The sequence below is a fragment of the Streptomyces sp. DSM 120436 genome (genome assembly GCF_055778765.1).
On record NZ_JBSKBS010000001.1, the window covers coordinates 2,478,587 to 2,504,858 of the forward strand.

A 26,272-nucleotide genomic window follows, 5' to 3' on the forward strand; every position below is an offset into this window, starting at 1 on the left:
CACCACCTCGGGTGCCCGGAGCCCCCGACGCCGCTACGAGCAGACCTTGCCGTCCTGCGGCACCGTGCCGTCCAGCAGGTAGGCGTTCACCGTGGAGTCGACGCAGTCGCTGCCGCTGCCGTAGGCGCCGTGTCCCTCGCCCTTCCAGGTGAGCACCACCCCGACGTCCTCGCCGAGCTCGTCCGCCATCCGCCGCGCCCCCTCGTACGGCGTGGCCGGGTCGCCCGTGTTGCCCACGACCAGGATCGGCGCCGCGCCCGGGGCGCTCACCTCCGGCGTCTCGAACTGTCCCGGCACCGGCCAGTCGTGGCACCAGCCCGCCGTGTCCCAGCCCAGGAACGGACCGAAGACGGGGGAGAGCTCCTCGAACTCGGGCAGCAGCTTCTTCGTCTCCGCCAGAGTCGGCCGCTGCTTGTCGTCCAGGCACGATATGACCCGCTGCGCGTGGGTCGTGGTGCCGTAGCGCCCGGAGGCGTCCCGCTCGTTGTACCCGTCCGCCAGGGCCAGCAGCTCCGTGCCGTCCCCCTCCTCCGCCGCCTCCAGCGCGCTGGTCAGCGCCGGCCAGCCGGACTCGCTGTAGAGGGGCAGCACGATGCCGATGACCGCCAGCGACTGCGTCAGTTCCCGGCCGGAGGAGGAGGTCGGCAACGGCTCGGCGTCGATCCGGTCCAGCAGGTCCGCGATCTCCCGCGAACCCTGCTCCGGGTCGCGTCCGGTGGACCTCAGGTAGTTGTCGAGGGCGGTCTGGAAGCCGCGGGTCTGGTTCTTGGCGTGGCCGATCGTGTCGGCGGTCGGGTCGACCACCGCGTCCAGCGTCATCCGGCCCACCTTGTCGGGGAAGAGGTGGGCGTAGACCCCGCCCAGCTCGGTGCCGTAGGAGATGCCGAAGTAGTGCATCCGGTCGTCGCCGAGGGCCTGCCGGATGCGGTCCATGTCACGGGCGGTGTCGGTGGTCGAGACGTGCGCCATCAGCTTCCCGGCGGCCTTCCGGCAGCCCTTGCCGAAGTCGGCCGCGTCCGCCAGGAACACCCGCTCCTCCGCCGGGGTGTCCGGGGTCCAGTCCACGGAGGACTCGGCGGCCTCGATGGCTTTGTCGCCGCGGCAGCGCACGCCGCTGCTCCCGCCCGTCCCGCGCGGGTCCCAGCTCACCAGGTCGTACCGCTCGCGCAGCTCGGCGGCCGTCTCGGCGTAGGCGGGCAGGGTGGAGACGCCCGAGCCGCCCGGCCCGCCGAAGTTGAACAGCAGGGAGCCGATGCGGTCGTCACCCGTGGCCCCGGCGCGGATGAGGGCCAGGCCGATCGTCTCGCCGTCCGGCTCCGACCAGTCCAGTGGCACCTGGAGCGTGGCGCACTGCCACTCGTCACCGGGCGCCGGCGCGTCCGCGGTCGCCTCGCAGCGCCCCCAGTCGAGCGCGGTCCCGCCACCGCCCCTGTCGTCCTTGCCGGAGCCGTCGTCCGGCGGGCCGCCGCCGCTGCAGCCCGCCGCCAGCAGTGCGGCGGCGACCGTCAGGGCCGTCCACCGTGTGAACCGGGTCATGTGCCACTTCCCCCCTCGCGGGCCGTCCACGTCGTGCGGCGGACGGCTGTCCCGACATCGTAGGCAGTTCCGGCGCCGACCGGGGAAGCCTGTGGAAAACCCGCTGAGCTGGGCTTTCGCCGGATCCCGCTCGGTAAGGCCGGGCGTGTCAGGGGCAGATCGTCCCGGCCTCCGGCACCGTGCCGTCCAGCAGATAGCCGTGGACCGCGTTCCGCACGCAGCGGTCCCCGCTGTTGTAGGCGCCGTGCCCCTCCCCCCGGTACGTGAGTTCCACGCCGACCCCCTCGCCGAGAGCCCTCGCCATGCTGCGCGCCCCCTCGTACGGGGTGGCCGGGTCGCCGGTGTTGCCGATCACCAGGATCGGGGCCGCGCCCGGAGCGCTGACGTCCGGGTGGTCGGCGGCGCCCGGCACCGCCCAGTCGGTGCAGGTGAGCATTCCCCAGGCCATGAAGTCCCCGAAGAGCGGGGACGCCTCGCGGAACGCGGGCAGCAGCCGCTCCACGTCCGCCGGGGTGTAGCGGGGCTTGGCGTCGGCGCAGTTGATGGCGACGTTGGCGGGCACGAGGTTGCTGTACTCGCCGTTCTCGGCGCGGCCGTTCATGGAGTCGGCCAGCACCGTCAGGATCGTGCCGTCCCCGTCGTACGCCTGCTCCAGGCCGTCGGTGAGGAACTCCCAGAAGTCCTGCGAGTACAGGGCCTGCGCGATCCCGCTCGTCGCCGTCGTCTCGGTGAGCCGGCGCGGGAAGACCCCGGGAACGGGCCGGCGGTCCAGGTCCCGCAGCAGCCCGGCGATGCGGTCCTTCACGTCCTGGACGCTGTCGCCGACGGGGCAGTCCTCGGTCCGGGACACGCAGTCCTCGGCGTAGTTGTCGAGGGCGCGCTGGAAGCCGCGGGCCTGTCCGAGCGAGGCCTGCTCGTAGTTCTGCGCCGGGTCGACGACCGCGTCGAACACCGCGCGGCCCACCGTGTCGGGGAACAGGTGGGCGTGGACGCCGCCGAGCTCGGTGCCGTACGAGATGCCGAAGTAGTACAGCTTGTCGTCGCCGAGGACCCGGCGCATCAGGTCGAGGTCGCGGGCCGCGTCCGTGGTGCGCACGTGCGGCAGGACGCGCCCGGAGCTGTCCTCGCAGGCCGCGTTGAACTCCTTGATGCTGTCCAGCAGTTCCGTGCGTTCGGCGTTGTCGTCCGGGGTGCCGTCCTGCTGGAGGTGCTCGTCGAGCTCCTGGTCGTCCTCGCAGGTCACGGGTGCGCTGCGGCCGACCCCGCGCGGGTCGAAGCTCACCAGGTCGTACCGGGTGCGCAGGGCGGCGTAGTCCTGGCCGAACGCCGGCAGCGTGGTGACGCCGGAGCCGCCGGGACCGCCGAAGTTGAAGATCAGCGAGCCGATGCGCTCGCTCTCCGGGCCGCTCGACCGGGCGCGGATCAGGGCGAGACCGATGGTGTCGCCCTCGGGATCGTCCCAGTCCAGCGGCGCCTTCAGCGTCGCGCATTCCCACGCGCCCCGGGCACCGGGCAGCGGCGAGGGCGCCGGACCGCCGCCCTGGGCCTCGTCGGGGGCGGGGCAGGCCGTCCAGTCCAGCTTCTGCCGCGTCAGGTCCCGGGCCGGGTCGTCGCCCACGACGCACCCCGTCAGCAGTGCGGGCAGCAGGACGGCACAGGCGGACAGGGCGGCGGCGCGCAGCCGGGAGGGACGGGACATGTCCCCATCCTGCGGTCGTCCGTGGCCGGGTGCGCGGGACACGGGCCGTACGAGGGAGGACCGCGCACGGCCGGTGTCTCGGCCGGTCACAGGGCACGGCCGGTGTCTTGGCCGGTCACAGGGCACGGCCGGTGCCTCAGCCGGTCACAGGGCCGCTTTGCGGGTGAGGTGGTTGAAGGCGAGCCAGCCCGGCAGCACCGGCAGCCACAGGGTCAGCAGCCGGAAGAGCAGCACCGCCGGCGCGGCGACCTCCTTGGGCAGGCCGACCGCGATCAGACCGACGGTCAGGGTGGCCTCGACGGCGCCCACACCGCCCGGCGTCGGCGCCGCGGACCCGAGCGCGTTGCCCGCGAGGAAGACGACGGCGACGCTGGCGATGCTGACCGAGGTCGACTCGTCGCCGAACGCCCGGATCGAGGCGTCCAGGCACATCACGAAGCAGGCGGTCAGCAGCAGCATGCCGCCGATGCCGGTGATCAGCTTCTGCGGCCGCTGCAGCACGTCGAGCATGCGCGGCACGACGCCCGCGAACAGCGACCGCACGCGTGTGACGACGAACTTCCGCAGGAACGGCACCGAGGTCACCACGAGCACCAGCACCGCGACCGTCAGCAGACCGCCGATGACCGTGCGGGACGGCGTCAGCGAGGGCGTCTTCTCGGTACCGGTCAGATAGCCGAACGCCAGCAGCATCAGGATGTGGCAGCCGAGCCCGAACAGCTGCGACGCGCCGACACTCGCCACCGCGAGCCCCGGACGCACCCCCGCGCGCTGGAGGAAGCGCGTGTTCAGGGCGACGCCGCCGACGGCCGCCGGGGCGACGATCTTCACGAAGGACCCGGCGACCTGGGCGGCCACCGTGCGCGGGAACGGCACCCGCTCCGGCACGAACCCGAGCAGCGCCATCGCGGCCGCCACATAGCTCAGTGCGGAGAACAGCACCGCCGCGGCCACCCAGCCCCACTCCGCGTTGGAGACCAGCGGGCCGAACTCGATGTGGGTGAGCTGCGTCAGCAGGAAGTACGCGCCGATCGCGCCCGCGATGAAGCTGATCAGCGTGCGCGGACGCACCCGTTCGAGGCGGGCCGGCTCGACCGGCGCCTGCGGCCTGATCCGCAGCACCTCGTGCCGGATCTGGCTGAGCAGGTCCTCCTCGCGCGCCTCCTCCAGCGCCTCGTCGATGGCCCGCTTCTCGGCCCGTTGCTCCGCGCGTACGGCCTTCTTGCCGGCCTTGTCCAGGGCGGCGGGACGGGACTCGGCGTCGGCGTCGTGCGCGCGGGCCGGGCGGGACTGCCGGGAGGCCTCCAGGACCGCCTCGCGCTCCCGCTCCGCCCGCTCCCGGGCGAGTCTGCGCAGCGTCGCGCGCGTGGAGCGGCTCAGCGCGATCGGCTGGAGCATCGGCAGGCAGTCCGCCACGGCGTCGGGACCGAGGACGCTCAGCGCGGAGGCCACCGCGCGTTCGGCGCCCACCCGCAGGCCGAGCGTCACCAGCAGCTGGGCGACGTCCATGCGCAGCACCAGGTCGCCGGAGGCGATCTCCCCGCCGCGCAGGTCGGTGAGGATCACCGCGCCGGAACGGTCCACCAGGATGGCGTCGCCCACCAGCCTGCGGTGCGCGATGCGGCGGGACTGCAGCGCCTTCACCTGGTGCCAGGTGCTGCGCAGCAGCTCGTCGGTGAGCTCCTCGTCCGGCAGCGAGTCCAGCGTGCGGCCGCCGGTGTGCTCGTAGACGAGCATCACGGCGTCGGGGCCCAGCTCCGAGGTGGCGATCAGCTTGGGCGCGTTGGCGCCGGCCGCGATGGCGGCGTAGGCCAGCAGGGCCTCCTGCTCCAGCGCCTGGCGCAGCGACTGCAGGCTCCTGCGGGTGGCGAAGCCGCGCAGCGTCAGGTTGCGCCACGCGCGGTAGAAGAAGCCCTGCGCCTGCTGCTCGCGGTCGACCACGGTGACGTCCAGGGGCGGGCCGTCCTCCAGGGTGACGAAGTAGCGGCGTCCCCGGTCGCCGCCCTCGGAGGCGTCGGCAGGCTCCTCGCGGGACGCGGTCACCGGGCGGAAGCCGACCGTCCGCAGTCCCGCCATCAGGGTGCGCCCGGTGGGCCGGACATTGGGCGAGCCGACCGCGTAGAGCGTGCCGTAGGCGACGGACCAGCCGATCAGCACGGTGAGGACGATCGAGAACGGGGTGGTGTACCCGGTGACCAGCATCGAGAAGGCGTCGAGCAGCAGCACCACCCACAGCACCGCGCGCCACCGTGGTCTGCGGGACATCCCGACGGCCGTCATGTACGCGATGACGGGCGCGAGGTAGCCGTGCACCGGGTCGGTGAGGGCGTGGACGTCGCCGGGCGAGGGCTGGGTCAGGGCGTCCTGGATCGAACCGGGGGCGGCCCGCGCGACCCACAGGTCGGTGGCGAGGGTCACCCCGTGCGCGAGCACGGCGGCGAGCACGCCGTCGGCGATCCGCAGCCCGTCCCGTTTGATCAGACGTTCGATCGCGAAGGCGACCGGGACCAGCAGGATGGCGATGCTGGAGGCCAGGCCCGCGATCTTGATCAGCAGGTCGGGCGCCTGTCCGGTGCCCTTGTTGATGTCCTGTTCCAGCCCCGAGGTGGTGCCGTGGGCGAACGCGGCGACGGTCAGCAGCACCACCACCGCGAGCACGCCGCCCACCAGCCGCATGAGGTCGGACGGGCGGTGCACGCGTGCGGGGAGCAGCGGTTCGTCGCCCTCCACCTCGTCGATGTGCGCGACGTCCCGGTGCGCGGTGTCCGGCTGCTGTGCGGTGTCCGGGCGCGACGAGGCGTCAGGGGTGCCCTCCGCGTCCTCGGGGTGCGCACCCTGCTGCTTCATCGTCTCTTCTCGATCTCGTATCACCGGTCACCGCCCGCATGATGGTGGCATGCCGTACCGCCACAAGGGGGCGCCAGGGTCCGCAAGCGGGGCGGCACAGTCTGCCCGAAGCGCTGCTCCGGGGCGAGTCGCCCGTCCGGGTCCGCGGCCGCGCCGCGTTGTCGGTGGGGTGGGGCAGGATGGTCCGGATGAGCCAGGAGAGTCTTCCGTCCGACGGCGGCCCGGGGCACCCGGACGCCCTGCCCGCGTACGCCGAGCGGGTCCTGGAGGTGGCCGAGCTGATCCCGCCGGGCCGGGTCATGACGTACGGGGACGTGGCCGAGTGGCTCGGGGAGGGCGGGCCCCGGCAGGTGGGGCGCGTGATGGCGCTGTACGGCGGGGCCGTCCCCTGGTGGCGCGTGGTCCGCGCGGACGGCGTGCTGCTGCCGGGCCACGAACTGCGGGCCCTCGGCCACTACCGCGCGGAGGGCACACCGCTGCGGGAGGCGGGCCGGGCGGCGGAGGGCCATGTGCCACGCCTCGACATGAGACGCGCGCGGTGGGACGGCGGCGCGGACACCGGGGGTCACACCTGACAGCTTCCGCCATCCCGGCCGCCGCCGTGTGACCTGTGATCCTCCAGGGGGACATGAGGCACATCCGCAGCATGACGTACGTTCGTGAGTCGAGGGACGCGAGTGCCCGGAGTGACGGGAGGGAAGAGGTGGAAACCCTGCTTCCGTTCTTGCCCCCGGCGTAGCGTCGGCCGCGCGTGTCCCTCTCACCCCCCGACCACCGCCCCGCATGCGCGGCGGAACGCCCCACAGCACACCCACCAGGACCGGCGAACCACGTGAGCTCCTCTTCCTCCACCAGCGGCCTGTCGCACCCCCCGGTGCGGCGGGGGAGCCGTGGCGCCTATCGACTGGTGCGTACCCCGCCGGCCCGCGTGGATCCCCCTCCACTGGACGCCGCCCAGCGCTCCGTGGTTGAGCACGGCTCCGGACCGCTGCTCGTCCTCGCCGGTCCGGGCACCGGCAAGACCACCACGCTCGTCGAGTCCGTGGCGGCCCGCATCGCCCGCGGCGGCGACCCCGAGCGCATCCTGGTGCTCACCTTCAGCCGCAAGGCCGCCGTCGAGCTGCGCGACCGCATGGCGCTGCGCATCGGCGCCGCCCGCGCCCCGCAGGCGACCACCTTCCACTCCTTCTGCTACGCCCTGGTCCGCGCCCACCAGGACAGCGCCCTGTTCGTGGAGCCGCTGCGGCTGCTGTCCGGGCCCGAGCAGGACGTCACCGTGCGTGAGCTGCTCGCCGGCCAGGTGGACCTGGAGCGGCTCGGCCTGTCCCACGTGCGCTGGCCGGACGAACTGCGCGCCTGCCTGACCACCCGCGGCTTCGCCGACGAGGTCCGCGCGGTGCTCGCCCGCAGCCGCGAGCTCGGGCTCGACCCCGAGGCCCTGGACGCCTTCGCCCGCCGCATCGGCCGGCCCGACTGGCGCGCCGCCTCCGCCTTCCTCGCCGAGTACCTCGACGTCCTCGACCTCCAGGGGGTCATCGACTACGCCGAACTCGTCCACCGCGCGGTGCTCCTCGCCCGGCGCCCCGAGACCGCCGGGCGGCTCGCCGACCGCTACGACGCCGTCTACGTCGACGAGTACCAGGACACCGACCCCGCCCAGGTACGGCTGCTGCACGCCCTGGCGTCCGGCGGCCGCACCCTCGTCGCCTTCGGCGACCCCGACCAGTCGATCTACGCGTTCCGGGGCGCCGACGTCGGCGGCATCCTGGAGTTCCCGCACGCCTTCCCGCGCGCGGACGGCCGCCCCGCGCCCGTCCAGGTGCTGCGGACCTCCCGGCGCTCCGGCGCCGGACTCCTCGAGGCCACCCGGCGGATCACCCGGCGCATGCCGCTGCCCCGGCTCCCCGCCGAGAAGGTCCGCCTGCACCGGGAGCCGGCGCCCGTGCGCGAGGGCGGCCGGGCCGAGGTGTACACCTACCCGACGGCCGGCGCCGAGCTGGACAACATCGCCGACATCCTGCGCCGCGCCCACCTGGAGGACGGCGTCCCCTGGAACGACATGGCCGTCCTGGTCCGCGCGGGCAGCCGCACCCTGCCGACGGTGCGCCGCGCCCTCACGTCCGCGGGCGTCCCCGTCGACGTCGACGGCGACGACCTCCCCCTGCGCCACGAACCGGCGGTCGCCCCGCTGCTGACCGCCCTGCGCGCGGTGGCCACGGCGGAGGCGGGGGAGCGGGAGGACACCGTGGACGCGGAGGACGCCGCTCCCGGCGACCGCTGCTGGCTCGACACCGAGACCGCGCTCACCCTGCTCACCTCCCCCCTCGCCGGCATGGACGCCGCCGACCTGCGGCGGCTCGGGCGTGCGCTGCGCGAGGAGGAGCGGGCGGCCGGGAACCCCCTGCCGCCGCCCTCGGACGAACTGCTCGCCCGCGCGCTGGCCGAGCCCGAGCGGCTCGCGGTGCACGACCCCGTCCACGCGCGTGGTGCGCAACGGCTCGGCGCACTGCTGCGCCGGGCCCGCGCGCACCTGGCCGGCGGCGGCACGGCCGAGGAGGCCCTGTGGGAGCTGTGGGACGGCACCCCCTGGCCGCAGCGCCTGGAGCGCGCCGCCCGCCGTGGCGGCGCGGCCGGACGCAACGCCGACCGGGACCTCGACGCCGTGTGCGCGCTGTTCGCCACCGCCGCCCGCGCGGAGGAGCGCACCGGAGGCCGGGGCGCCCTCAACTTCCTGGAGGAGATCGAGGCCGAGGACATCGCCGCCGACACCCTCACCCGACGTGCCGTCCGCCACGACGCCGTACGCCTGATGACCGCGCACCGGTCCAAGGGCCTGGAGTGGGGCCTCGTCGTCGTGGCCGGCGTCCAGGAGGGCCTGTGGCCCGACCTGCGCCGCCGCGGCTCCCTGCTGGAGGCCGACCGCATCGGCCGCGACGGACTCGCCGAGCCGCTCACCCCCGGCGCGCTGCTCGCCGAGGAGCGCCGCCTGTTCTACGTCGCCGCCACGCGCGCGCGTGACCGCCTCGTCGTGACGGCCGTGAAGGCGCCGTCCGACGACGGCGACCAGCCCTCCCGCTTCCTGACCGAGCTCGGCGTCGAACCCGAGGACGTCACCGGACGCCCGCGCCGCCCCCTGTCCGTCGCCGCGCTCGTCGCCGAACTGCGCGCCACCACGGTCGACCCCCGCGTCTCCGAGGCCCTGCGGGAGGCCGCCGCCCGGCGGCTGGCCCGGCTCGCGGCGCTCGCCGACGAGGACGGCCGTCCCCTGGTGCCGTCCGCGCACCCCTACCGCTGGTGGGGCATGGACGAACCGACGCACAGCAAGGTGCCGCTGCGCGACCGCGACCAGCCCGTGGTGCTCTCCGGCAGCGCCCTCGACCAGCTGGCCAACACCTGTGCCCTCCAGTGGTTCCTGGGCCGCGAGGTGAAGGCCGACGCGCCCGCCACCGCCGCCCAGGGCTTCGGCAACGTCGTCCACGTCCTCGCCGACGAGGTCGCCTCCGGGCACACCCCCGCGGACCTCGACGTCCTCATGGAACGCCTCGACTCCGTGTGGAACGCCCTCGCCTTCGACGCGCCCTGGAAGTCGGTCCAGGAGAAGGAGAACGCGCGCGTGGCGCTCGAGCGCTTCCTGGAGTGGCACGTCATGGACCGCACCGGGCGCACCCCGGTGGCCAGCGAGCACGACTTCGACGTCACCCTGGAGGCCGGCGACTACCGGGTCCGCGTCCGGGGCCAGATGGACCGAGTCGAGGCCGACGGCGAGGGACGCGCCTACGTCGTCGACTTCAAGACCGGCAAGCAGGCGCCCAGCTCCAAGGAGGTCGAGCGCCACCCCCAGCTCGCCGTGTACCAGCTCGCCGTCCGCGAGGGCGCCGTCGACGAGGTCTTCGACGGGGCACGCCCCGAACCGGGCGGCGCCGAACTCGTCCAGCTGCGGCAGGGCGCCGCCAAGCGGGACGGCGGCGAGACCCTGCCCAAGGTGCAGGCGCAAAAGCCGCTGGAGGGGGAGTGGATCGGCGACCTGCTGGCCACCGCCGCGGGCAAGGTCCTCGACGAACGGTTCACCCCGACCGCGGGACAGCACTGCGCGCACTGCGCCTTCCGGGCGTCCTGCAGCGCCCGCCCCGAGGGCCGCCACGTCGTCGAGTGAAACGCGTGAACGGCACGCGTGACGTATCGCACCACCCCCGCCGACCTGCGGTTCTTCCCGCCCGGTGGGCTCGGCGGGCCCGCGTTGTCAGTGACCGCCGCTAGATTCTCGGTGTGCCCGCCCGTATCACCGATCCCGAACAGCTCAAGGAGCTGCTCGGGATCCCGTTCACCCCGGAGCAGACGGCCTGCATCACCGCGCCGCCCGCCCCGCAGGTGATCGTGGCCGGAGCGGGCTCCGGCAAGACGACGGTGATGGCGGCCCGCGTGGTCTGGCTCGTCGGCACCGGCCAGGTCGCCCCCGAGCAGGTCCTCGGCCTCACCTTCACCAACAAGGCCGCCGGCGAACTCGCCGAGCGCGTCCGCACGGCCCTGATCAAGGCCGGCGTCACCGACCCGGACCCCCTCCCGTCACCCGACCACCACCCCTCGACGACGGCGCTTCGCGCCGGCCCCTCCCCGTCGGACCCGGACGACCCCCCGGGCGAGCCGGTCATCTCCACGTACCACGCCTTCGCCGGCCGTCTGCTCACCGACCACGGGCTGCGCATCGGCCTCGAACCGACCTCCCGGCTGCTCGCCGACGCCACCCGCTACCAGCTCGCCGCACGCGTGCTGCGCGAGGCGCCCGGCCTCTACCCGGCCCTCACCCGCTCCTTCCCCGACCTGGTGGGCGACCTCCTCACCCTCGACGCGGAACTCTCCGAGCACCTGGTGCGGCCCGAGGACCTGCGCGCCCACGACACCGAACTGCTGCGCGCCCTGGAGAACGCCAAGCTCAGCAACGCCGACCTGCGCAAGGTGCCCGAGGCCGCCGCCGCCCGCCGTGAACTGGCCGAGCTGGTGCTGCGCTACCGGGCCGCCAAGCGCGAGCGCGACCTGCTCGACTTCGGCGACCAGATCGCGCTGTCCGCCCGGCTCGCCACCCTGCCCGAAGTGGGCCGCCTGCTGCGCGACGAGTTCCGGGTGGTCCTCCTCGACGAGTACCAGGACACCTCCGTCGCCCAGCGCGTCCTCCTGGCCGGCCTCTTCGGCGGCGGCACCGGCCACCCGGTGACCGCCGTCGGCGACCCCTGCCAGGCCATCTACGGCTGGCGCGGCGCCTCCGTCGCCAACCTCGACGACTTCCCCGAGCACTTCCCGCACGCCGACGGCCGCCCCGCCACCCGCCAGTCGCTCAGCGAGAACCGCCGCAGCGGCGGCCGGCTGCTCGACCTCGCCAACGGCCTCGCCGGGCCGCTGCGCGCCATGCACGCGGGCGTGGAGGCCCTCCGCCCGGCCCCGGGCGCCGAGCGTGACGGCATCGTCCGCTGTGCCCTGCTGCGCACCCACACCGAGGAGATCGACTGGATCGCCGACTCGATCGCGCACCTGGTGAACACCGGGAAGGCCCCCGGCGAGATCGCCGTCCTGTGCCGCACGGCCACGGACTTCGCCGAGATCCAGGCCGCCCTGGTCGCCCGTGACGTGCCCGTCGAGGTCGTCGGCCTGTCCGGGCTGCTGCACCTGCCGGAGATCGCCGACCTCGTCGCCGTCTGCGAAGTCCTCCAGGACCCCGGCGCCAACGCCTCCCTCGTCCGGCTGCTGACCGGCCCCCGCTGGCGGATCGGCCCCCGCGACCTCGCCCTGCTCGGCCGCCGCGCGCGCCTGCTGGTGTCCCACGCGCGCGTGGACGGCGACGACGACCCCGACCGGCGGCTCGCCGAGGCCGTCGAGGGCGTCGACCCCGCCGAGGTCATCTCGCTCGCCGACGCCCTCGACACCTTCCTGGAGACCCCGCTGGAGGGCGGCGGGGACGACGACGGGCTGCCCTTCTCGCCGGACGCGCGCGTGCGCTTCGCCCGCCTCGCCGCCGAACTGCGCGACCTGCGCCGCTCCCTCGCCGACCCGCTGATGGACGTACTGCACCGGGTGCTCGCCGTCACCGGACTCGAGGTCGAGCTGTCCGCGTCCCCGCACGCGCTGGCCGCCCGGCGCCGGGAGACCCTGTCCAACTTCCTCGACATCGCCGCGTCCTTCGCCGCCGGCGACAACGAGGCCACCCTGCTCGCCTTCCTCGGTTTCCTGCGCACCGCCGCCCAGTACGAGAAGGGCCTGGACAACGCGCTCCCGGGAGGCGAGAACACCGTCAAGGTGCTCACCGCCCACAAGTCCAAGGGCCTGGAGTGGGACGTCGTCGCCGTCCCCGGCCTGGTCACCGGCGCCTTCCCCAGCGACCGGGGCCGCGACAAGTGGACGGCTCAGGGCAGGGTGCTGCCGCACCGGCTGCGCGGCGACGCCGACACCCTCCCCGACGTGCCGTCCTGGGACTCCCGTGGCCTGAGGGCCTTCCACGAGGCCATGAAGGAGCACCAGCACACCGAGGAGCTGCGCCTCGGCTACGTCACCTTCACCCGGCCCCGCTCCCTGCTGCTCGGCTCCGGCCACTGGTGGGGACCGAGCCAGAAGAAGCCGCGCGGCCCCTCCGCGTTCCTGCTCGCTCTCCACGACCACTGCGCCGCCGGACACGGCGAGACCGAGGCGTGGGCGGACGAGCCCGCCGAGGACGAGGAGAACCCGGCGCTGCGGCAGGCCGGCGACGTCCAGGCGTGGCCGCTGCCCCTGGACGACGCCGCCCTCGCCCGGCGCCGCGCCGCCGCCGCGATCGTCCTCGCCCACCTCGACCGCCTCGCCGCCCACCCGCACGGCACGGCGGCCGTCCACGACCCGGACGCCCACGACGACCCGGAGTGGCCGCCCCCGCCGGACGACGAGGAGCCGTTCCCGGAGGACCTCCCCGACGATCCGTACGCGGAAGAGCCGTACCCCGACGACCCGTACCCCGACGACCCGTACCCGGACGCCCCACACCCAGGGGGGCCGTGTCCCGACGAGCCCGGCGCGGTGGACGCCGCCCCCGGCGACTGGGACTCCTGGGCCACCGAACGCCCGGTCGTCCCGCACCAGGCGGCCGCCCCGGACGCGCCCCGCGCACAGCCGCCGCGCGTGCCCGCCCCCCTCCCTGCCCCCGCGCCCGCGGAGTCTCGTCTCGCCCCCGAGGAGGCGCGCACCGTCGCCTCCTGGGACCGCGACCTGGACGCCCTCACCGGGGAGCTGCTGCGCGCCCGCGAGACCGTCACCGAGGTCCGGCTGCCTGCCTCCCTCACCGCGTCCCAGCTGCTCCGGCTCGCCGCCGACCCCGACGGCTTCGCCCGGGAGCTGGCCCGCCCCATGCCGCGCCCGCCGCAGCCCGCCGCGCGCCGGGGCACCCGCTTCCACGCGTGGGTCGAGGCGCGCTTCGAAGAGCTGACCCTGCCCATGCTCGACCCCGACGAGCTGCCCGGCGGCGATGCCGAGATCGCCGACGAGCGCGACCTGGAAGAGCTCAAGGAGGCCTTCGAGCGCACCGAGTACGCCCACCGCACGCCCTACCGCGTGGAGGCGCCCTTCCAGCTGTCGATCGCCGGCCGTGTCGTCCGGGGCCGCATCGACGCCGTGTACCGGCACGAGGACGGCGACGTGACCACGTACGAGATCGTCGACTGGAAGACCGGCCGGAGCCGCACCGCCGATCCGCTGCAGCTCGCCGTCTACCGGCTCGCCTGGGCCGAGCAGCAGGGCGTCCCGCCGGAATCCGTCACCGCCGCGTTCCTGTACGTGCGCACCGGCGAGGTGGTCCGCCCCGAGCCCCTCCCCGGCCGCGCCGAGCTGGAGCGACTGCTGCTCGACGAGCCGCACGGTGAGATACCGCACTCCGAGGACACTTCCGCGGGCCTATAGGCTCGTAGACATGAGCCAGCCCGTTGACAGTGCCGTCGACGCCGTCCGTACGTACATCGCAGACCACCGCACGGCGTTCCTCGACGACCTCACCGCGTGGCTGCGCATCCCGTCCGTCTCGGCCCAGCCCGATCACGCCCCCGACGTGCGCCGCAGCGCCGACTGGCTCGTGGCCGCCCTGAAGGACACCGGCTTCCCCGCCGCCGAGGTCTGGGACACCCCCGGCGCCCCGGCGGTCTACGCCGAGTGGCCCAGCGACGACCCCGGGGCGCCGACCGTCCTGGTGTACGGCCACCACGACGTCCAGCCCGCCGCGCGTGAGGACGGCTGGACCAGCGACCCGTTCGAGCCCGTCGTCCGCGGCGACCGCCTCTACGCGCGCGGCGCGGCCGACGACAAGGGCCAGGTCTTCTTCCACACCCTGGGCGTGCGCGCCCACCTCGCCGCCACCGGTCGCACCAGCCCCGCCGTCCACCTCAAGCTGTTGATCGAGGGCGAGGAGGAGTCCGGTTCCCCGCACTTCCGGGCACTCGTCGAGCAGCACGCGGACCGGCTCGCCGCCGACGCCGTCATCGTCTCCGACACCGGCATGTGGTCCGAGGACACCCCGACCGTGTGCACCGGCATGCGCGGCCTCGCCGAGTGCGAGATCCGCCTGTACGGACCCGACCAGGACATCCACTCCGGTTCCTTCGGCGGCGCCGTGCCCAACCCGGCCACCGCCGCCGCCCGGCTGGTCGCCGCCCTGCACGACGAGCAGGGCCGGGTGGCGATCCCCGGCTTCTACGACGGCGTCGTCGAGCTCACCGACCGCGAACGCGACCTCTTCGCCCGGCTGCCCTTCGACGAGGAGCGGTGGCTGCGCACCGCCAAGTCGCACGGCACGGGCGGTGAGGCCGGCTACAGCACCCTGGAGCGCGTCTGGGCGCGCCCCACCGCCGAGGTCAACGGCATCGGCGGCGGCTACCAGGGCCCCGGCAGCAAGACGATCATCCCGTCCTCCGCGCTGGTGAAGCTCTCCTTCCGGCTGGTCGCCGGCCAGGACCCCGCACACATCCGGGACGCGGTCGGCGCCTGGGTGCCCACCCGGCTGCCCGAGGGCGTCCGGCACGAGATCACCTTCAGCCCCGCCACCCGCCCCTGCCTCACCCCGCTCGACCACCCCGCCCTGCGGTCGGTGGTCCGCGCCATGGGCCGCGCCTTCGACAAGCCCGTGCTGTTCACGCGCGAGGGCGGATCCGGCCCGGCCGCCGACCTCCAGGACGTCCTCGGCGCACCGGTGCTCTTCCTCGGCATCTCCGTCCCGTCCGACGGCTGGCACGCCCCCGACGAGAAGGTCGAGCTGGACCTGCTGCTCAAGGGCGCCGAGACCAGCGCCCACCTCTGGGGCGACCTCGCCGAGCACTGGCGGCACGCCCCCTGACCACCCGCGCCGTCCGAAGCGGGCGCCCGCGCGCGGCACACTGGAAGAGCCGCGCCGTCGCCGCGTCCCCGGACCCGGTCCCTCCCGTTCTCGTCCGCCAGACCGCCCGCGACCCGATCCGTTCCCCCGGGGGAGTTGGAAGCACCCGTGACCACCAGGACCGACCACACCGCCGACCGGCCCATCTCGCTCACCGCCCCGAGTGGCATCGACCGCGCCGCCCACCACCGGCTCGACGAGGCATGGCTCGCGGCGGCGTGGAGCCACCCCTCGACCCGCTGCTTCGTGGTCTCCGGCGGCCAGGTCCTCCTCGACGAGACTCCCGACGGGCGCACCGAACTCGTCATGACCCCGTCCTTCGAGGCCCCGCTCACCGAGGCCCACCGCTACTTCCTCGGCATCGACGAGGACGGCGTCAGCTACTTCGCGCTGCAGAAGGACTCCCTGCCCGGACGCATGGACGACTCCGCCCGCCCCGCGGGCCTGCGCGAGGCCGGGCTGCTGCTGTCACCCCGCGAGGCAGGCCTGATGGTGCACGCCGTCGCCCTGGAGAACTGGCAGCGGCTGCACCGCTTCTGCTCCCGCTGCGGCGAGCGCACCGTCATCGCCGCCGCCGGCCACATCCGCCGCTGCCCCGCCTGCGGAGCCGAGCACTACCCGCGCACCGACCCCGCGGTGATCATGGCGGTGATCGACGACCAGGACCGCATCCTGCTCGGCCGCCAGGTCCACTGGCCCGAGGGCCGCTTCTCCACCCTCGCCGGGTTCGTCGAGCCGGGGGAGGCCATCGAGCAGTCGGTGCGCCGCGAGGTGCACGAGGAGGTCGGCATCACCATCGGCGAGGTCGAGTACGTCGCCAGCCAGCCCTGGCCGTTCCCCTCCAGCCTCATGCTCGGCTTCTTCGCCCGCGCCACCTCCTCCGAGATCACCGTGGACGGCGACGAGATCCACGAGGCCCGCTGGTTCTCCCGCGACGAACTCCGCGCCGCCTTCGAGTCCGGCGAGGTGCTCCCGCCCTACGGCATCTCGATCGCGGCCCGGCTGATCGAGCGCTGGTACGGCGAGGACCTGCCGACCCGCAACGCCTTCTGACCCGGGGCGTCACACGACGAAGCGGGGCGGCCGGTCCCGTGAGGGACGGCCGCCCCGCTTCGTGACGCGCGGGCCGCTCAGACGCCGATCTTCTGCTTCACCTGCGCGAGCGAGGGGTTGGTGAGCGTCGAACCGTCGGGGAACAGCACGGTGGGCACCGTCTGGTTGCCGCCGTTCGCCTTCTCCACGAAGGCCGCCGACTCGGGGTCCTGCTCGATGTTGATCTCGGTGTACGCGATGCCCTCGCGGTCCATCTGGCTCTTCAGCCGGCGGCAGTAGCCGCACCACGTGGTGCTGTACATCGTCACAGTGCCCTGCATGCCTCTCGCGCTCCTTCGGCGGCTCGGGGAAGTCCTCGGTCTCGGGGGAAACGTATGGGAAAGCGCGGGCATTCCCGCCGCCGCCCCGCCTCATCCCGCCCCCGCAGCCGGTGACGTGACGCTTGTCGCATTCGTACGACCGCGAGGCCTCCCCTGTGGACAACCGGCTCACCTGTCCCGGGCGACCTGGCAGCATGGCGGTGTGACAGCAGCAACGCACTCCACCCTCTTCCCGCGGGTACCGGACTCGGCCGACGCGGTGCTCGAAGGTCTCGACCCCGAGCAGCGCGCCGTGGCGACCGCGCTGCACGGGCCGGTGTGCGTGCTGGCGGGCGCCGGCACCGGCAAGACCAGGGCGATCACCCACCGCATCGCCTACGGGGTGCGCGCCGGGATCCTCCAGCCCTCCAGCGTCCTCGCCGTCACCTTCACCAACCGCGCGGCGGGGGAGATGCGCGGACGGCTGCGCCAGCTCGGCGCCGTGGGCGTCCAGGCGCGCACGTTCCACTCGGCGGCCCTGCGCCAGCTCCAGTACTTCTGGCCGAAGGCGGTCGGCGGACCCCTGCCCCGGCTCGTCGACCGCAAGATCCAGCTGGTCGCCGACGCGGCCGCCGCCTGCCGGATCCGCCTCGACCGGGGCGAGCTGCGGGACGTCACCGCCGAGATCGAGTGGTCCAAGGTCACCCAGACCGTCCCCGCCGACTACACGGCCGCGGCCGACAAGGCCGGCCGGGACGCGCCCCGCGACCCCGCCGAGATCGCCCAGCTCTACGCCGCCTACGAGGACCTCAAGCGCGAGCGCTCCGTCATCGACTTCGAGGACGTGCTCCTGCTGACCGTCGCCGTCCTCCAGGACCGGCACGACATCGCCGAGCAGGTGAGGGCCCAGTACCAGCACTTCGTCGTCGACGAGTACCAGGACGTCAGCCCTCTCCAGCAGCGCCTGCTGGAGCTGTGGCTCGGCGACCGGGAGAACCTGTGCGTGGTCGGCGACGCCAGCCAGACCATCTACTCCTTCACGGGCGCGACCCCGGATCATCTGCTCGACTTCCGCGTCCGCCACCCGGGCGCCACCGTCGTCAAGCTCGTCCGCGACTACCGCTCGACCCCCCAGGTGGTCCGCCTGGCCAACGGTCTGCTCGCCCAGGCGAAGGGCCGCGCCGCCGACCACCGGCTGGAGCTGGTCTCCCAGCGTCCCGCGGGACCCGACCCGGTCTTCACCGAGTACACCGACGAGCCCGCCGAGGCCGAGGGCGCCGCCCGGAGCATCCGCGAACTGATCGACTCGGGCGTCCCGGCGAGCGAGATCGCCGTCCTGTTCCGCACGAACTCCCAGTCCGAGACCTACGAGCAGGCCCTCGCCGACGCGGGCGTGCCCTACCAGCTGCGCGGGGCCGAGCGGTTCTTCGACCGTCCCGAGGTGCGCAACGCGATCACCGCCCTGCGCGCCGCGGCCCGCTTCGGCGGCAACGACGCGCTGCTCGACGACGCCCCCGACCTGCCCTCCCAGGTGCGCGCCGTGCTCTCGGGCAAGGGCTGGACGCCCCAGCCGCCCGCCGGGTCGGGCGCGGTCCGGGAGAGCTGGGAGTCCCTGGCCGCCCTGGTGCACCTCGCCCAGGACTTCGCCGCCGCCCGGGCCGGCGCCACGCTCGCCGACCTCGTCGTCGAACTGGACGAACGGGCCGGCGCCCAGCACGCCCCCACGGTCCAGGGCGTCACCCTCGCCTCGCTGCACGCGGCCAAGGGTCTGGAGTGGGACGTCGTCTTTCTGGTCGGCGTCGCCGAGGGCATGATGCCGATCACCTACGCGAAGACCGACGAGCAGATCGAGGAGGAGCGCCGCCTCCTCTATGTGGGCGTCACCCGTGCCCGCGAGCGTCTCCACCTCTCCTGGGCGCTCTCCCGCTCACCGGGCGGCCGCCCGAACCGGCGCCCCAGCCGGTTCCTCACCGGACTGCGCCCCGGCTCGCACGCCGTCGCGGGCCGTGCGGGCGCGGCAGGCGCGGGAGGAGTGGAGCGCGGCTCCTACACGACGGCCGCCGCCGTCCCCGAGCAGGCCCCGCGCCGCCGGCAGCGCACCCCCGCCCGCTGCCGGGTCTGCGGCCGCACGCTGACCGACGGCGGTGAGATGAAACTGATGCGCTGCGAGGACTGCCCCTCCGACATGGACGAGGGACTGTACGAGCGGCTGCGCGAGTGGCGCGGCGAGCAGGCGCGGCGCAGCGGCCAGCCGGCCTTCTGCGTCTTCACCGACAAGACGCTGATCGCCATCGCGGAGGCGGTCCCCGAGGACGAGCACGGACTGGCCCGCATCCCCGGGGTGGGCATGCGCAAGCTGCGCCGTTACGGCGCCGACGTGCTGGCCCTCTGCGCGGGCCGGGACCCCGCCGAGAGGCAAGATCAGGACTGACGCGAACTCGTCGGAAAAATAGTTTGCGCATGCCCCGGGAATCCCCATAGGTTCTTAGCCACGGGGACAGCGGCCTTCTCGGAGGCCCTGATTCCGTGTTGTACTTGCACATCCGCGGACCGGTTCGCCCGGTCCCTGAGACGCCGAGAGGAGGCGAGTCCAGTGATCAGCATCAACATCAGCACCAGCGTCAAACTGACCGATCGCTCGGCCGTCTCCCTGTGCATGCTCGGCGCCTCGAACCAGGGCACCGGTCTGTCCGGCATCCGTGCCGTGCGTCCGGCGTCCTCCGTCGCTCCCGCGGGCCTTGTCGTCCGTGAGCGCGATGAGCGACCGACCGAGGCACTGGAAGCGGCAGTAGTGGCACAGGCGCAGGCCTATGCCTTTGCGGCGACCGGTGCCGGATTCCGGAAGCAGACGACGCAGCACCACCTGATGTGGGCCTTCCGTGGGCCAGAACCCTGGAGTGATCCAGCCTGATTCGCTCAGGCCGGCGCCTTCAGGGCCGCGGAACCCCATCCGGGATCCGCGGCCCTTCTGTTTGCCCGAACGGGAAAACAGGACAAGGCGCCTCGGGACAAGAAAAGAACCCGGTACCAGCCGCACACCCGGCCGACCGGCCGGAAACGACCAGACGAGGAAGACCAGCCGTGCAACTCGAAGCGCACGCCCCGTCCGTACCGCCTTCCGACACGATCCCCAAGCCCGGCTCCACGGAGGACCCGACCTTGACTCCGCTCACCGCGCTCACCGCGCTCGACGACGCCATCGAGAACCTCGGCGTGCCCGTCCCGTGCCGTTCCTACGACCCGGAGGTCTTCTTCGCCGAGTCGCCCGCGGACGTCGAGTACGCCAAGTCCCTCTGCCGCACCTGCCCGCTGGTCGAGGCCTGCCTCGCCGGCGCCAAGGAGCGGCGTGAGCCCTGGGGCGTCTGGGGTGGCGAGCTGTTCGTCCAGGGAGTTGTCGTCGCCCGGAAGCGGCCGCGTGGCCGCCCGCGCAAGAACCCGGTCTCGGCATGAACACCCCCGGAACGATCGACCGCCCCCTCACGCACGACCCCCAGAAGCAGGCCCCGATGACGCCGTCCACCCACGAGCCCGCAGGCTCCGCGACCGAAGACTTCACCACCAGCGGTGCGAACGACTCGCGCCAGAACAGGACCCGAGAGATGCAACTCATCCCAGAAGCCCTGGCTCGTGCGCATATGCACGACCGACTGCAGGAGGCGCACCGGGAGCGGCAGGCCAACGGTCTGCTCACCGCGCGCCGGATGCAGCGCCGGGCCGAGCGCGCCTCGCGGCGCGCCCGCCGGGCGCTCGCCATGGCGGTCATGCAGTAGGGCACGCCGCCTGAAGCGACGGTCTCCCCAGTCGGAGGCCCCGATCTCTCCGCGGGGGCCGGTCCGTGTGAACGGGCCGGTCCCCGCGGTGCGTTGAGGGAGCGGCGCGCTCGGCACGGGGTTGTCGTCGCCGCGTGACCAGTCCCCACGACGGCGATGGCGACGACGGCTCCGCCAGGGAGCCGGAGCCACCGGTGTGCGCCCGCCGCGGCGTCCGCGCCGACGGGCCCCGGCCGGCCTGGACCCTCTCCGTGGAGAACGGCGCCCGCCTGCACTACCGCGAGCGCTGGTCCCGCGAGAACCTGCGCGCGATCGAGGGACGCCTCGACAGCCGGTGGTGGTGGGATCCGCCGTGCCTCACGCGCGCACGACGGCCCCGCGCGCGGTCAGGCCTGCGCCGCTTCCTCCTCCTCGCCCGGCTGCCCGGGGACGAACTCCGGCAGCCAGTCCTCCAGTTCGTCCCGCAGCCGCACCGTCGCCCCGAGTTGGCACAGCACACCGATCGTGCTCAGCGTGACCCGGTGGATCAGCAGGTAGGCCGGCGGGAGGTTGAGCTGCTTGGCCAACTGGTGGGCCGGGGACCGGACGTCCGCTATCCGGGCCGCCTGACTGCGCATCCAGCCACGGGTGAAGGTGAACGCCTCGACCCGCGCCGGCTCGATGATCGGCGAGAGGTAGTCGAGGACCGCGTCGGGGTCCAGCTCGACGGTTTCCTTGACGAAGCCCTCCGTGCGGAGCATGTCGTAAACGGCCTCCGCCTCGCCGTCCAGGGTCATCCGCAGCGCCTCGCCGATGGGAGCGGGCAGCCCGCCGGGGAGCCGGTCGACGGTGCCGAAGTCCAGGACCCCCAGACGCCAGTCGTCCTCGCCGCCGGGGCCTCCGGGCAGCAGACGGAAGTTGCCCGGGTGCGGGTCGGCGTGCAGCAGGCCGGTCCGGGCGGGACCGGAGAACAGGAAGCGGGCCAGGAGTTGTCCGGCCCGGTCGCGCTGCTGCTCGGTGCCGTCCGCGATGATCTCCGACAGCGGTGTGCCGTCGATCCATTCGGTGACCAGCACCTGCTCGCACTGGTGCACCACGTCCGGCACCACCACGTCGGGGTCGCCGGCGAACTCCTCGGCGTGCGCCCGCTGGGCCTGCGCCTCCAGGCCGTAGTCCAGTTCCTCGGAGACCCGGTCCTTGAGCTCCGTGATCAGGGGCTTGACGTCCATGCCGGGGACCAGCGGGCCCAGCAGCCGGGCGAAGCGGCTCAGCTGGTTGAGGTCGGACAGCAGCGCCTCGCCCGCGCCCGGGTACTGCACCTTGACCGCGACCTCACGGCCGTCGTGCCACACCGCCCGGTGGACCTGGCCGATGGAGGCGGCCGCGGCCGGCTTGTCGTCGAACTCCTGGAACAGCTCCTGCCAGTTCTCGCCCAGCCGCTCTTCCAGCACCCCGTGCACCGCGCGGGTCGGCATGGGCGGGGCGGCCTCCTGAAGCTTGGTCAGGGCGGCGCGGTAGGGGCCGGCGACCTCCTCGGGCAGGGCCGACTCGAAGACCGACAGGGCCTGGCCGAACTTCATGGCGCCGCCCTTGAGCTCGCCGAGCACCTTGAACAACTGCTCGGCGGTGCGCTGCTGGAGTTCCCGGCCGACCAGCTCCGCGGACTCGCCCACGATCCGCTTGCCGAGTCCCCAGGTGGCCCGCCCGGCGAAGCCGAGCGGGAGCGCGGCCAGCTTGGCGGTGCGGGTGACCGCCTTGCGGGGAAGATCAGACATGCGCCCTCCAGGTCCCTGCCGGCCGCTCCGCGTCCGCCTGGCGGCGCGAATCCTTCGACGGCCCGTGCCCAGCCATTGTCTCGTGCGACCCCCCGTCGGCGGAGGTGTGTTCTCCCTTACCTTCGCCCGGGTCGCTGTCACCCGGACCCGGACCGCCGGCGGCCCCGCACGGACAGCGGCGGTGCGGCACGACCGGCCGCGGCTGCCAGTGCAGCTGAGGCAGGGACACCTCCCAGCGGTTGCCCGCGCTGGACGGGAGGCGTCCGTCGAGGAAGACCAGCGCGTGCGCGGCGGCCAGCCCCGCCACGGTCGAGGCCAGCGCCAGATCGCAGGCCCCCACCCTGCGCTGCCGGCCCGAGCGCCACTGGGCCACCAGCCGGGGCCACACCGGGTCACGGTCGATCCGGTCCTCCTGGAGACAGCCGGCACACCCGGTCTCACCGGGCAGGACGAGCGGACCGACCACACCGGTGCCCTCGACGACCCCGGCGTGGAGATGAGGGGTGCCCGACGCCATGAGGGGCTCGGCGGACACCGGATCCGGCGCGTGCACCGCGACGTCGTCGCGCGGGGCGAGCACCACCAGGGAATGGCCGGTGTTCTCGGCGAGGGGCGAGCGGGCCGTGCGGCGCGGCGGAGGATCCGGAGCGCACCGGCGTACGACGCGGCGGGCCGCGTCCTCCCTGCGCTCGCCGACCGCCTCGACGGGCAGCCCGCCCGGCGCCACGTCCCACGGCTCCACCCGCCCCACGTCCCGCACCTCGACCTCGCCGACGCCCGCCCCCGACAGCAGCGCCGCCACCGCCGCCCCCACCCGGCCCGCGCCTCTGACCTGCACACGCATGCTCCGCCGCGCCGCCAGCGCCTGGAGCGGGTCGCCCGGCCCGGCGGTGGTCAGGCCGAGCGAGGCCCAGTCCGGGCGCAGCCGGTCCAGCACACCGGGCCTCCCGCGCAGGGCGTCGGCGGCCGGCCCGCCGCCCCGGGAGTCGTCCAGCAGTCCCGCCCGTGACAGCCGCCGCACCAGCCGGTCGACGTGACCGTCGGGCAGTTCCATGCGCCGGCCCTCCTCGCGCAGCAGCTCCAGCCCCCGGGTGCCGTCGAGCAGCTCCAGCAGGCTGCCCGTGGCGGTGTCCACCGGACCCAGGGTCAGCGCCTGGGCCGGCGTCATCCCGAACTGCACGGTGTCGCGGTCGCGCCAGCCGCGCCTGAGGGCGGGCTTGAGCATCGGATGCATGACTGACCCCCGTCTGTTCTGATACGTGCCGATGGCCGGGCCGGGTCCGCCGCGGGTCCCGGCCGGCGCTGCCAGCATGCCCGGAGCCGCCGAGGGGCCGTCTAGAGTTGTCCACAGGTGACCGAATTCATCGTACAAATCCGGCGGCCGGTGGCGGGATCGTCGGAGAAGCGTCCCGGAGCCGGGACTTCCCCCGGTCCACCGGGTACCGTCGGGGCGTGCCCGCCGACCCACTGCACCGCGCCGGAACGTCCCAGCGCAGCGCGAAGAGCCAGCCGACGGACGGCTCACGGGCGAGCGCGATCGAGGTCCGCAGGAGTGCCCGCCGACGCAGGACGGTCTCCGCGTACCGCGAGGGCGATCGCACCGTCGTGCTCATCCCCGCCCGGATGTCCGAGGCGGAGGAGCAGCGCTGGGTGCGCGTCATGCTCGACAAGCTCGCCGCGCAGGAGAGCAGACGGACCCTCGGGGACGCCGAGCTGGCCGAGCGCGCCCAGCGGCTGTCGGAGCAGTACTTCGGCGGACGGGCCCGCCCCCGCTCGGTGCGCTGGGTGACCAACCAGAACACCCGCTGGGGTTCGTGCACCCCGTCCGACGGCAGCATCCGGTTGTCCCACCGGCTCCAGGGCATGCCGGAGTACGTGGTCGACTACGTGCTCTGCCACGAGCTGGCCCACCTCCTGGTGCCCGGTCACGGGCCCCGGTTCTGGCGGCTGCTCGAGGCGTACCCGCGGACCGAACGGGCCCGCGGCTACCTCGAGGGCGTGGTCGCGGCCGACCGGCTGCCGCACGTCCCCGGCGCCCGGGACGAGTGACCGCCGCCCCGAGCCGCCCGGAGTGAACGCGGAGCGAGGGCGCCTGCGCGCTGTGTACCGGGTCTGTACCGACTTCTTCCGGTGTCGGGGATTGCGGTTAGCCTGGCGCGACGCACTCACATACGGGATGGGGGACGGTCGTACGTATGGCCAGGGAATTCCAACGCGGCCACAAGGCCAGGATCAGTGACCTCACCGCAGGCACGGACCTGTACGTAGGGGTACAGATCTCCGGCCCGGGACTCGGCTTCGACATCAGCTGCTTCGGACTCGACGCCGACGAGCGGCTCTCCGACGACCGGTACTTCATCTTCTACAACCAGCCGAAGTCCCCCGAGGAGTCCATCCAGCTGCTGGGCGCCCAGGCGGGCGACACGGAATCCTTCCGCGTGACGCTGGACCGGATCCCGCAGCGGATCAAGAAGCTGTCCTTCACGGCGACCATCGACGGCGCCGGGCAGATGTCGCAGATCGGTCCCGGGTACATCCGTATCGTCGCCGGCGGCGAGGAGGTCGCGCGGTACCCGTTCAGCGGCTCGGAGTTCTCCACCGAGCGGGCCGTGATGCTCGGCGACTTCTACTTCAAGGACGTGTGGCGGTTCGCCGCCGTGGGACAGGGCTTCGACGGCGGGCTGGACGCGTTGCTGCGGAACTTCGGCGGCGAGGTGGCCGAGGACGAGCCCGCGGTCGAGCCGCAGGCCCCGCAGGCCGCGCCCGGTTTCGCGCCACCCGCGCAAGCCGCCCCGCCCGCGTTCGGCGCCCCCGCGCCTGCCCCCGCCCCCGCGCCTGCCCCCGCCCCCGCGCCGCAGCCCGCCGCCCAGGGGTTCGCGCCCCCGCCGCCTCCCGCGCCCGCCCCGCCGCCGGTGCACGCCGCGCCGACCATCGTGGCGCCCCTGCAGACACCGCCCGGCGGCTCGCCGGTGCCGCCCCCGGCCCCGGCGCCCGCTCCCTACGGCGGCCAGACACCCCCGCCGCCTCCGGGCTACGGGCAGCCGCCCGCCCCGCCGCAGGCCCCTGCCCCGCCCCCCGGCTACGGCCAGTCTCCGGTCCCGCCGCAGGCCCCTGCCCCGCCCCCCGGCTACGGCCAGCCGCCCGCCGCGCCCCAGGCCCCCGCGCCGCCGCCCGGTTACGGCCAGCAGCCGCCGCCCGGACAGGTACCGCCCGGTCAGGTGCCCCACCAGCAGGCCTCCTACGGCGCACCCCAGGGGATGCCGCAGGGCGCCCCGCAGGCGGCCGGCGTCCTCGGCGCGCTCCAGCAGTTCAAGGAGACGCCCACCGGACAGCGCTGGACCCAGCAGAACAAGAAGCTGGTCCGCGCCGACCTGAGCATCGGCGGTACGGCCGTGCTGGCCCGGCAGGGCAGCATGGTGCTCTACCAGGGCAAGGTCGACTTCAGCTACAAGGGCGCCGGATTCACCGGCCGCATCGTCGGCAACGCCACCGGCCAGGAGATGCAGCTGATGCGCTGCACCGGCCAGGGACAGGTGTTCTTCGCCGAGAACTCCACGATGCTGCACCCGATCGAACTCCAGGGCGACGCCGTGTGCGTCTCCGCGGAGAACGTCCTCGCCTTCGACGAGGGCCTCCAGTACGAGGTCCGCCGCATCGAGGGGCACGGCATCCCCGGCGGGGCGCTGTTCACGATGCAGTTCCAGGGCACCGGCACGATCGTCGTCAAGACCCACGGCACGCCCGTGGTGCTGCCGGTCACGCCCACCACGTTCGCCGACGCCAACGCCGTCGTCGCGTGGTCGGCCGCCGCCCAGGTGGTCGTCTCCAGTCAGGTCCGGATGCGCCGCAACTCCTACCCCGGCGCCACGGGGGAGAGCGTCAACCTGCAGTTCCGGGGAGCGCCCGGCAACTTCATCGTCGTCCAGCCGTACGAGATCTGA

At 74.0% G+C, this 26,272-nt stretch carries 17 protein-coding genes; 11 read left to right on the forward strand and 6 right to left on the reverse strand.

Annotated features, from left to right (window positions below; genetic code table 11):
- Positions 1-33 precede the first annotated feature (33 nt).
- The 3 genes from ACWH4W_RS11510 to ACWH4W_RS11520 all read right to left on the reverse strand — a co-directional run bounded on the left by ACWH4W_RS11510 (position 34) and on the right by ACWH4W_RS11520 (position 6,082).
- Entirely contained in the window at positions 34-1,536 is a 1,503-nt protein-coding gene (locus ACWH4W_RS11510; protein WP_473075660.1) for an alpha/beta hydrolase, read from the reverse strand.
- Positions 1,537-1,684: 148 nt separating this feature from the next.
- Entirely contained in the window at positions 1,685-3,235 is a 1,551-nt protein-coding gene (locus ACWH4W_RS11515; protein WP_473075661.1) for an alpha/beta hydrolase, read from the reverse strand.
- Positions 3,236-3,379: 144 nt separating this feature from the next.
- On the reverse strand, positions 3,380-6,082 hold the full coding sequence (locus ACWH4W_RS11520) for a lysylphosphatidylglycerol synthase transmembrane domain-containing protein (protein ID WP_473075662.1): 2,703 nt from the start codon (positions 6,080-6,082) through the stop codon (positions 3,380-3,382).
- A 188-nt stretch (positions 6,083-6,270) separates the two neighbouring features.
- On the opposite strand from ACWH4W_RS11520, the gene ACWH4W_RS11525 reads away from it, so the two are divergent.
- The 5 genes from ACWH4W_RS11525 (at position 6,271) to nudC (ending at position 16,508) form a co-directional block, all read left to right on the forward strand.
- Positions 6,271-6,657: an MGMT family protein gene (locus ACWH4W_RS11525; RefSeq protein WP_403545729.1), complete on the forward strand. Its 387-nt coding sequence runs from the start codon at positions 6,271-6,273 to the stop codon at positions 6,655-6,657.
- A 257-nt stretch (positions 6,658-6,914) separates the two neighbouring features.
- Positions 6,915-10,235 carry an ATP-dependent helicase gene (locus ACWH4W_RS11530; protein ID WP_473075663.1) on the forward strand — a complete coding sequence of 1,107 codons (3,321 nt, stop codon included), beginning with the start codon at positions 6,915-6,917 and terminating at the stop codon, positions 10,233-10,235.
- 113 nt (positions 10,236-10,348) lie between these two features.
- Entirely contained in the window at positions 10,349-13,993 is a 3,645-nt protein-coding gene (locus ACWH4W_RS11535; protein WP_473075664.1) for an ATP-dependent helicase, read from the forward strand.
- Between the two features lie 10 nt (positions 13,994-14,003).
- Complete coding sequence (locus ACWH4W_RS11540) at positions 14,004-15,416, forward strand: dipeptidase (protein ID WP_473075665.1); 1,413 nt, start codon at positions 14,004-14,006, stop codon at positions 15,414-15,416.
- A 135-nt stretch (positions 15,417-15,551) separates the two neighbouring features.
- Positions 15,552-16,508, forward strand: a complete 957-nt coding sequence (gene nudC, locus ACWH4W_RS11545) for an NAD(+) diphosphatase (RefSeq protein WP_473075666.1) — start codon at positions 15,552-15,554, stop codon at positions 16,506-16,508.
- 77 nt (positions 16,509-16,585) lie between these two features.
- On the opposite strand, the gene ACWH4W_RS11550 is transcribed toward nudC, so the two are convergent.
- Positions 16,586-16,828: a mycoredoxin gene (locus tag ACWH4W_RS11550; RefSeq protein WP_033272097.1), complete on the reverse strand. Its 243-nt coding sequence runs from the start codon at positions 16,826-16,828 to the stop codon at positions 16,586-16,588.
- 202 nt (positions 16,829-17,030) lie between these two features.
- Here ACWH4W_RS11550 and ACWH4W_RS11555 point away from each other — a divergent pair, with 202 nt between their 5' ends.
- From ACWH4W_RS11555 to ACWH4W_RS11570, 4 genes are all read left to right on the forward strand, one after another.
- Complete coding sequence (locus tag ACWH4W_RS11555; protein WP_473075667.1) at positions 17,031-19,238, forward strand: ATP-dependent DNA helicase UvrD2; 2,208 nt, start codon at positions 17,031-17,033, stop codon at positions 19,236-19,238.
- A gap of 162 nt (positions 19,239-19,400) precedes the next feature.
- Positions 19,401-19,718 (forward strand): hypothetical protein, encoded by a 318-nt coding sequence (locus tag ACWH4W_RS11560; RefSeq protein WP_106412556.1) that lies wholly within the window; start codon positions 19,401-19,403, stop codon positions 19,716-19,718.
- A gap of 170 nt (positions 19,719-19,888) precedes the next feature.
- Entirely contained in the window at positions 19,889-20,257 is a 369-nt protein-coding gene (locus tag ACWH4W_RS11565; protein WP_006134966.1) for a WhiB family transcriptional regulator, read from the forward strand.
- The gene (locus ACWH4W_RS11570) at positions 20,254-20,577 is read left to right on the forward strand and encodes a hypothetical protein (RefSeq protein ID WP_471587289.1); all 324 of its coding nucleotides are present in this window, start codon (positions 20,254-20,256) and stop codon (positions 20,575-20,577) included. The genes ACWH4W_RS11565 and ACWH4W_RS11570 overlap by 4 nt, the downstream gene beginning before the upstream one ends.
- A gap of 386 nt (positions 20,578-20,963) precedes the next feature.
- Here ACWH4W_RS11570 and ACWH4W_RS11575 read toward each other — a convergent pair whose 3' ends face one another.
- Both ACWH4W_RS11575 and ACWH4W_RS11580 read right to left on the reverse strand, forming a co-directional pair.
- A complete protein-coding gene (locus ACWH4W_RS11575) occupies positions 20,964-22,331 on the reverse strand; it encodes an ABC1 kinase family protein (RefSeq protein ID WP_473075668.1) in 1,368 nt (455 codons plus the stop codon).
- On the reverse strand, positions 22,324-23,565 hold the full coding sequence (locus ACWH4W_RS11580; protein WP_473075669.1) for a TOMM precursor leader peptide-binding protein: 1,242 nt from the start codon (positions 23,563-23,565) through the stop codon (positions 22,324-22,326). Before ACWH4W_RS11580 ends, ACWH4W_RS11575 begins: the two co-directional genes overlap by 8 nt.
- A 218-nt stretch (positions 23,566-23,783) precedes the next feature.
- Between ACWH4W_RS11580 and ACWH4W_RS11585 the strand changes: the two genes are divergently transcribed.
- Together ACWH4W_RS11585 and ACWH4W_RS11590 are read left to right on the forward strand one after the other, a co-directional pair.
- Complete coding sequence (locus ACWH4W_RS11585) at positions 23,784-24,380, forward strand: M48 metallopeptidase family protein (protein WP_106412551.1); 597 nt, start codon at positions 23,784-23,786, stop codon at positions 24,378-24,380.
- 146 nt (positions 24,381-24,526) lie between these two features.
- Entirely contained in the window at positions 24,527-26,272 is a 1,746-nt protein-coding gene (locus ACWH4W_RS11590; RefSeq protein WP_473075670.1) for a TerD family protein, read from the forward strand.

What these genes read in the sequence shown, in the direction of transcription:
- ACWH4W_RS11510 (WP_473075660.1), bottom strand. Translation starts at nt 1,536, where the DNA reads ATGACCCGGTTCACACGGTGGACGGCCCTGACGGTCGCCGCCGCACTG.
- ACWH4W_RS11515 (WP_473075661.1), bottom strand. Translation starts at nt 3,235, where the DNA reads ATGTCCCGTCCCTCCCGGCTGCGCGCCGCCGCCCTGTCCGCCTGTGCC.
- ACWH4W_RS11520 (WP_473075662.1), bottom strand. Translation starts at nt 6,082, where the DNA reads ATGAAGCAGCAGGGTGCGCACCCCGAGGACGCGGAGGGCACCCCTGAC.
- ACWH4W_RS11525 (WP_403545729.1), top strand. Translation starts at nt 6,271, where the DNA reads ATGAGCCAGGAGAGTCTTCCGTCCGACGGCGGCCCGGGGCACCCGGAC.
- ACWH4W_RS11540 (WP_473075665.1), top strand. Translation starts at nt 14,004, where the DNA reads ATGAGCCAGCCCGTTGACAGTGCCGTCGACGCCGTCCGTACGTACATC.
- ACWH4W_RS11550 (WP_033272097.1), bottom strand. Translation starts at nt 16,828, where the DNA reads ATGCAGGGCACTGTGACGATGTACAGCACCACGTGGTGCGGCTACTGC.
- ACWH4W_RS11570 (WP_471587289.1), top strand. Translation starts at nt 20,254, where the DNA reads ATGAACACCCCCGGAACGATCGACCGCCCCCTCACGCACGACCCCCAG.
- ACWH4W_RS11575 (WP_473075668.1), bottom strand. Translation starts at nt 22,331, where the DNA reads ATGTCTGATCTTCCCCGCAAGGCGGTCACCCGCACCGCCAAGCTGGCC.
- ACWH4W_RS11580 (WP_473075669.1), bottom strand. Translation starts at nt 23,565, where the DNA reads ATGCATCCGATGCTCAAGCCCGCCCTCAGGCGCGGCTGGCGCGACCGC.
- ACWH4W_RS11590 (WP_473075670.1), top strand. Translation starts at nt 24,527, where the DNA reads ATGGCCAGGGAATTCCAACGCGGCCACAAGGCCAGGATCAGTGACCTC.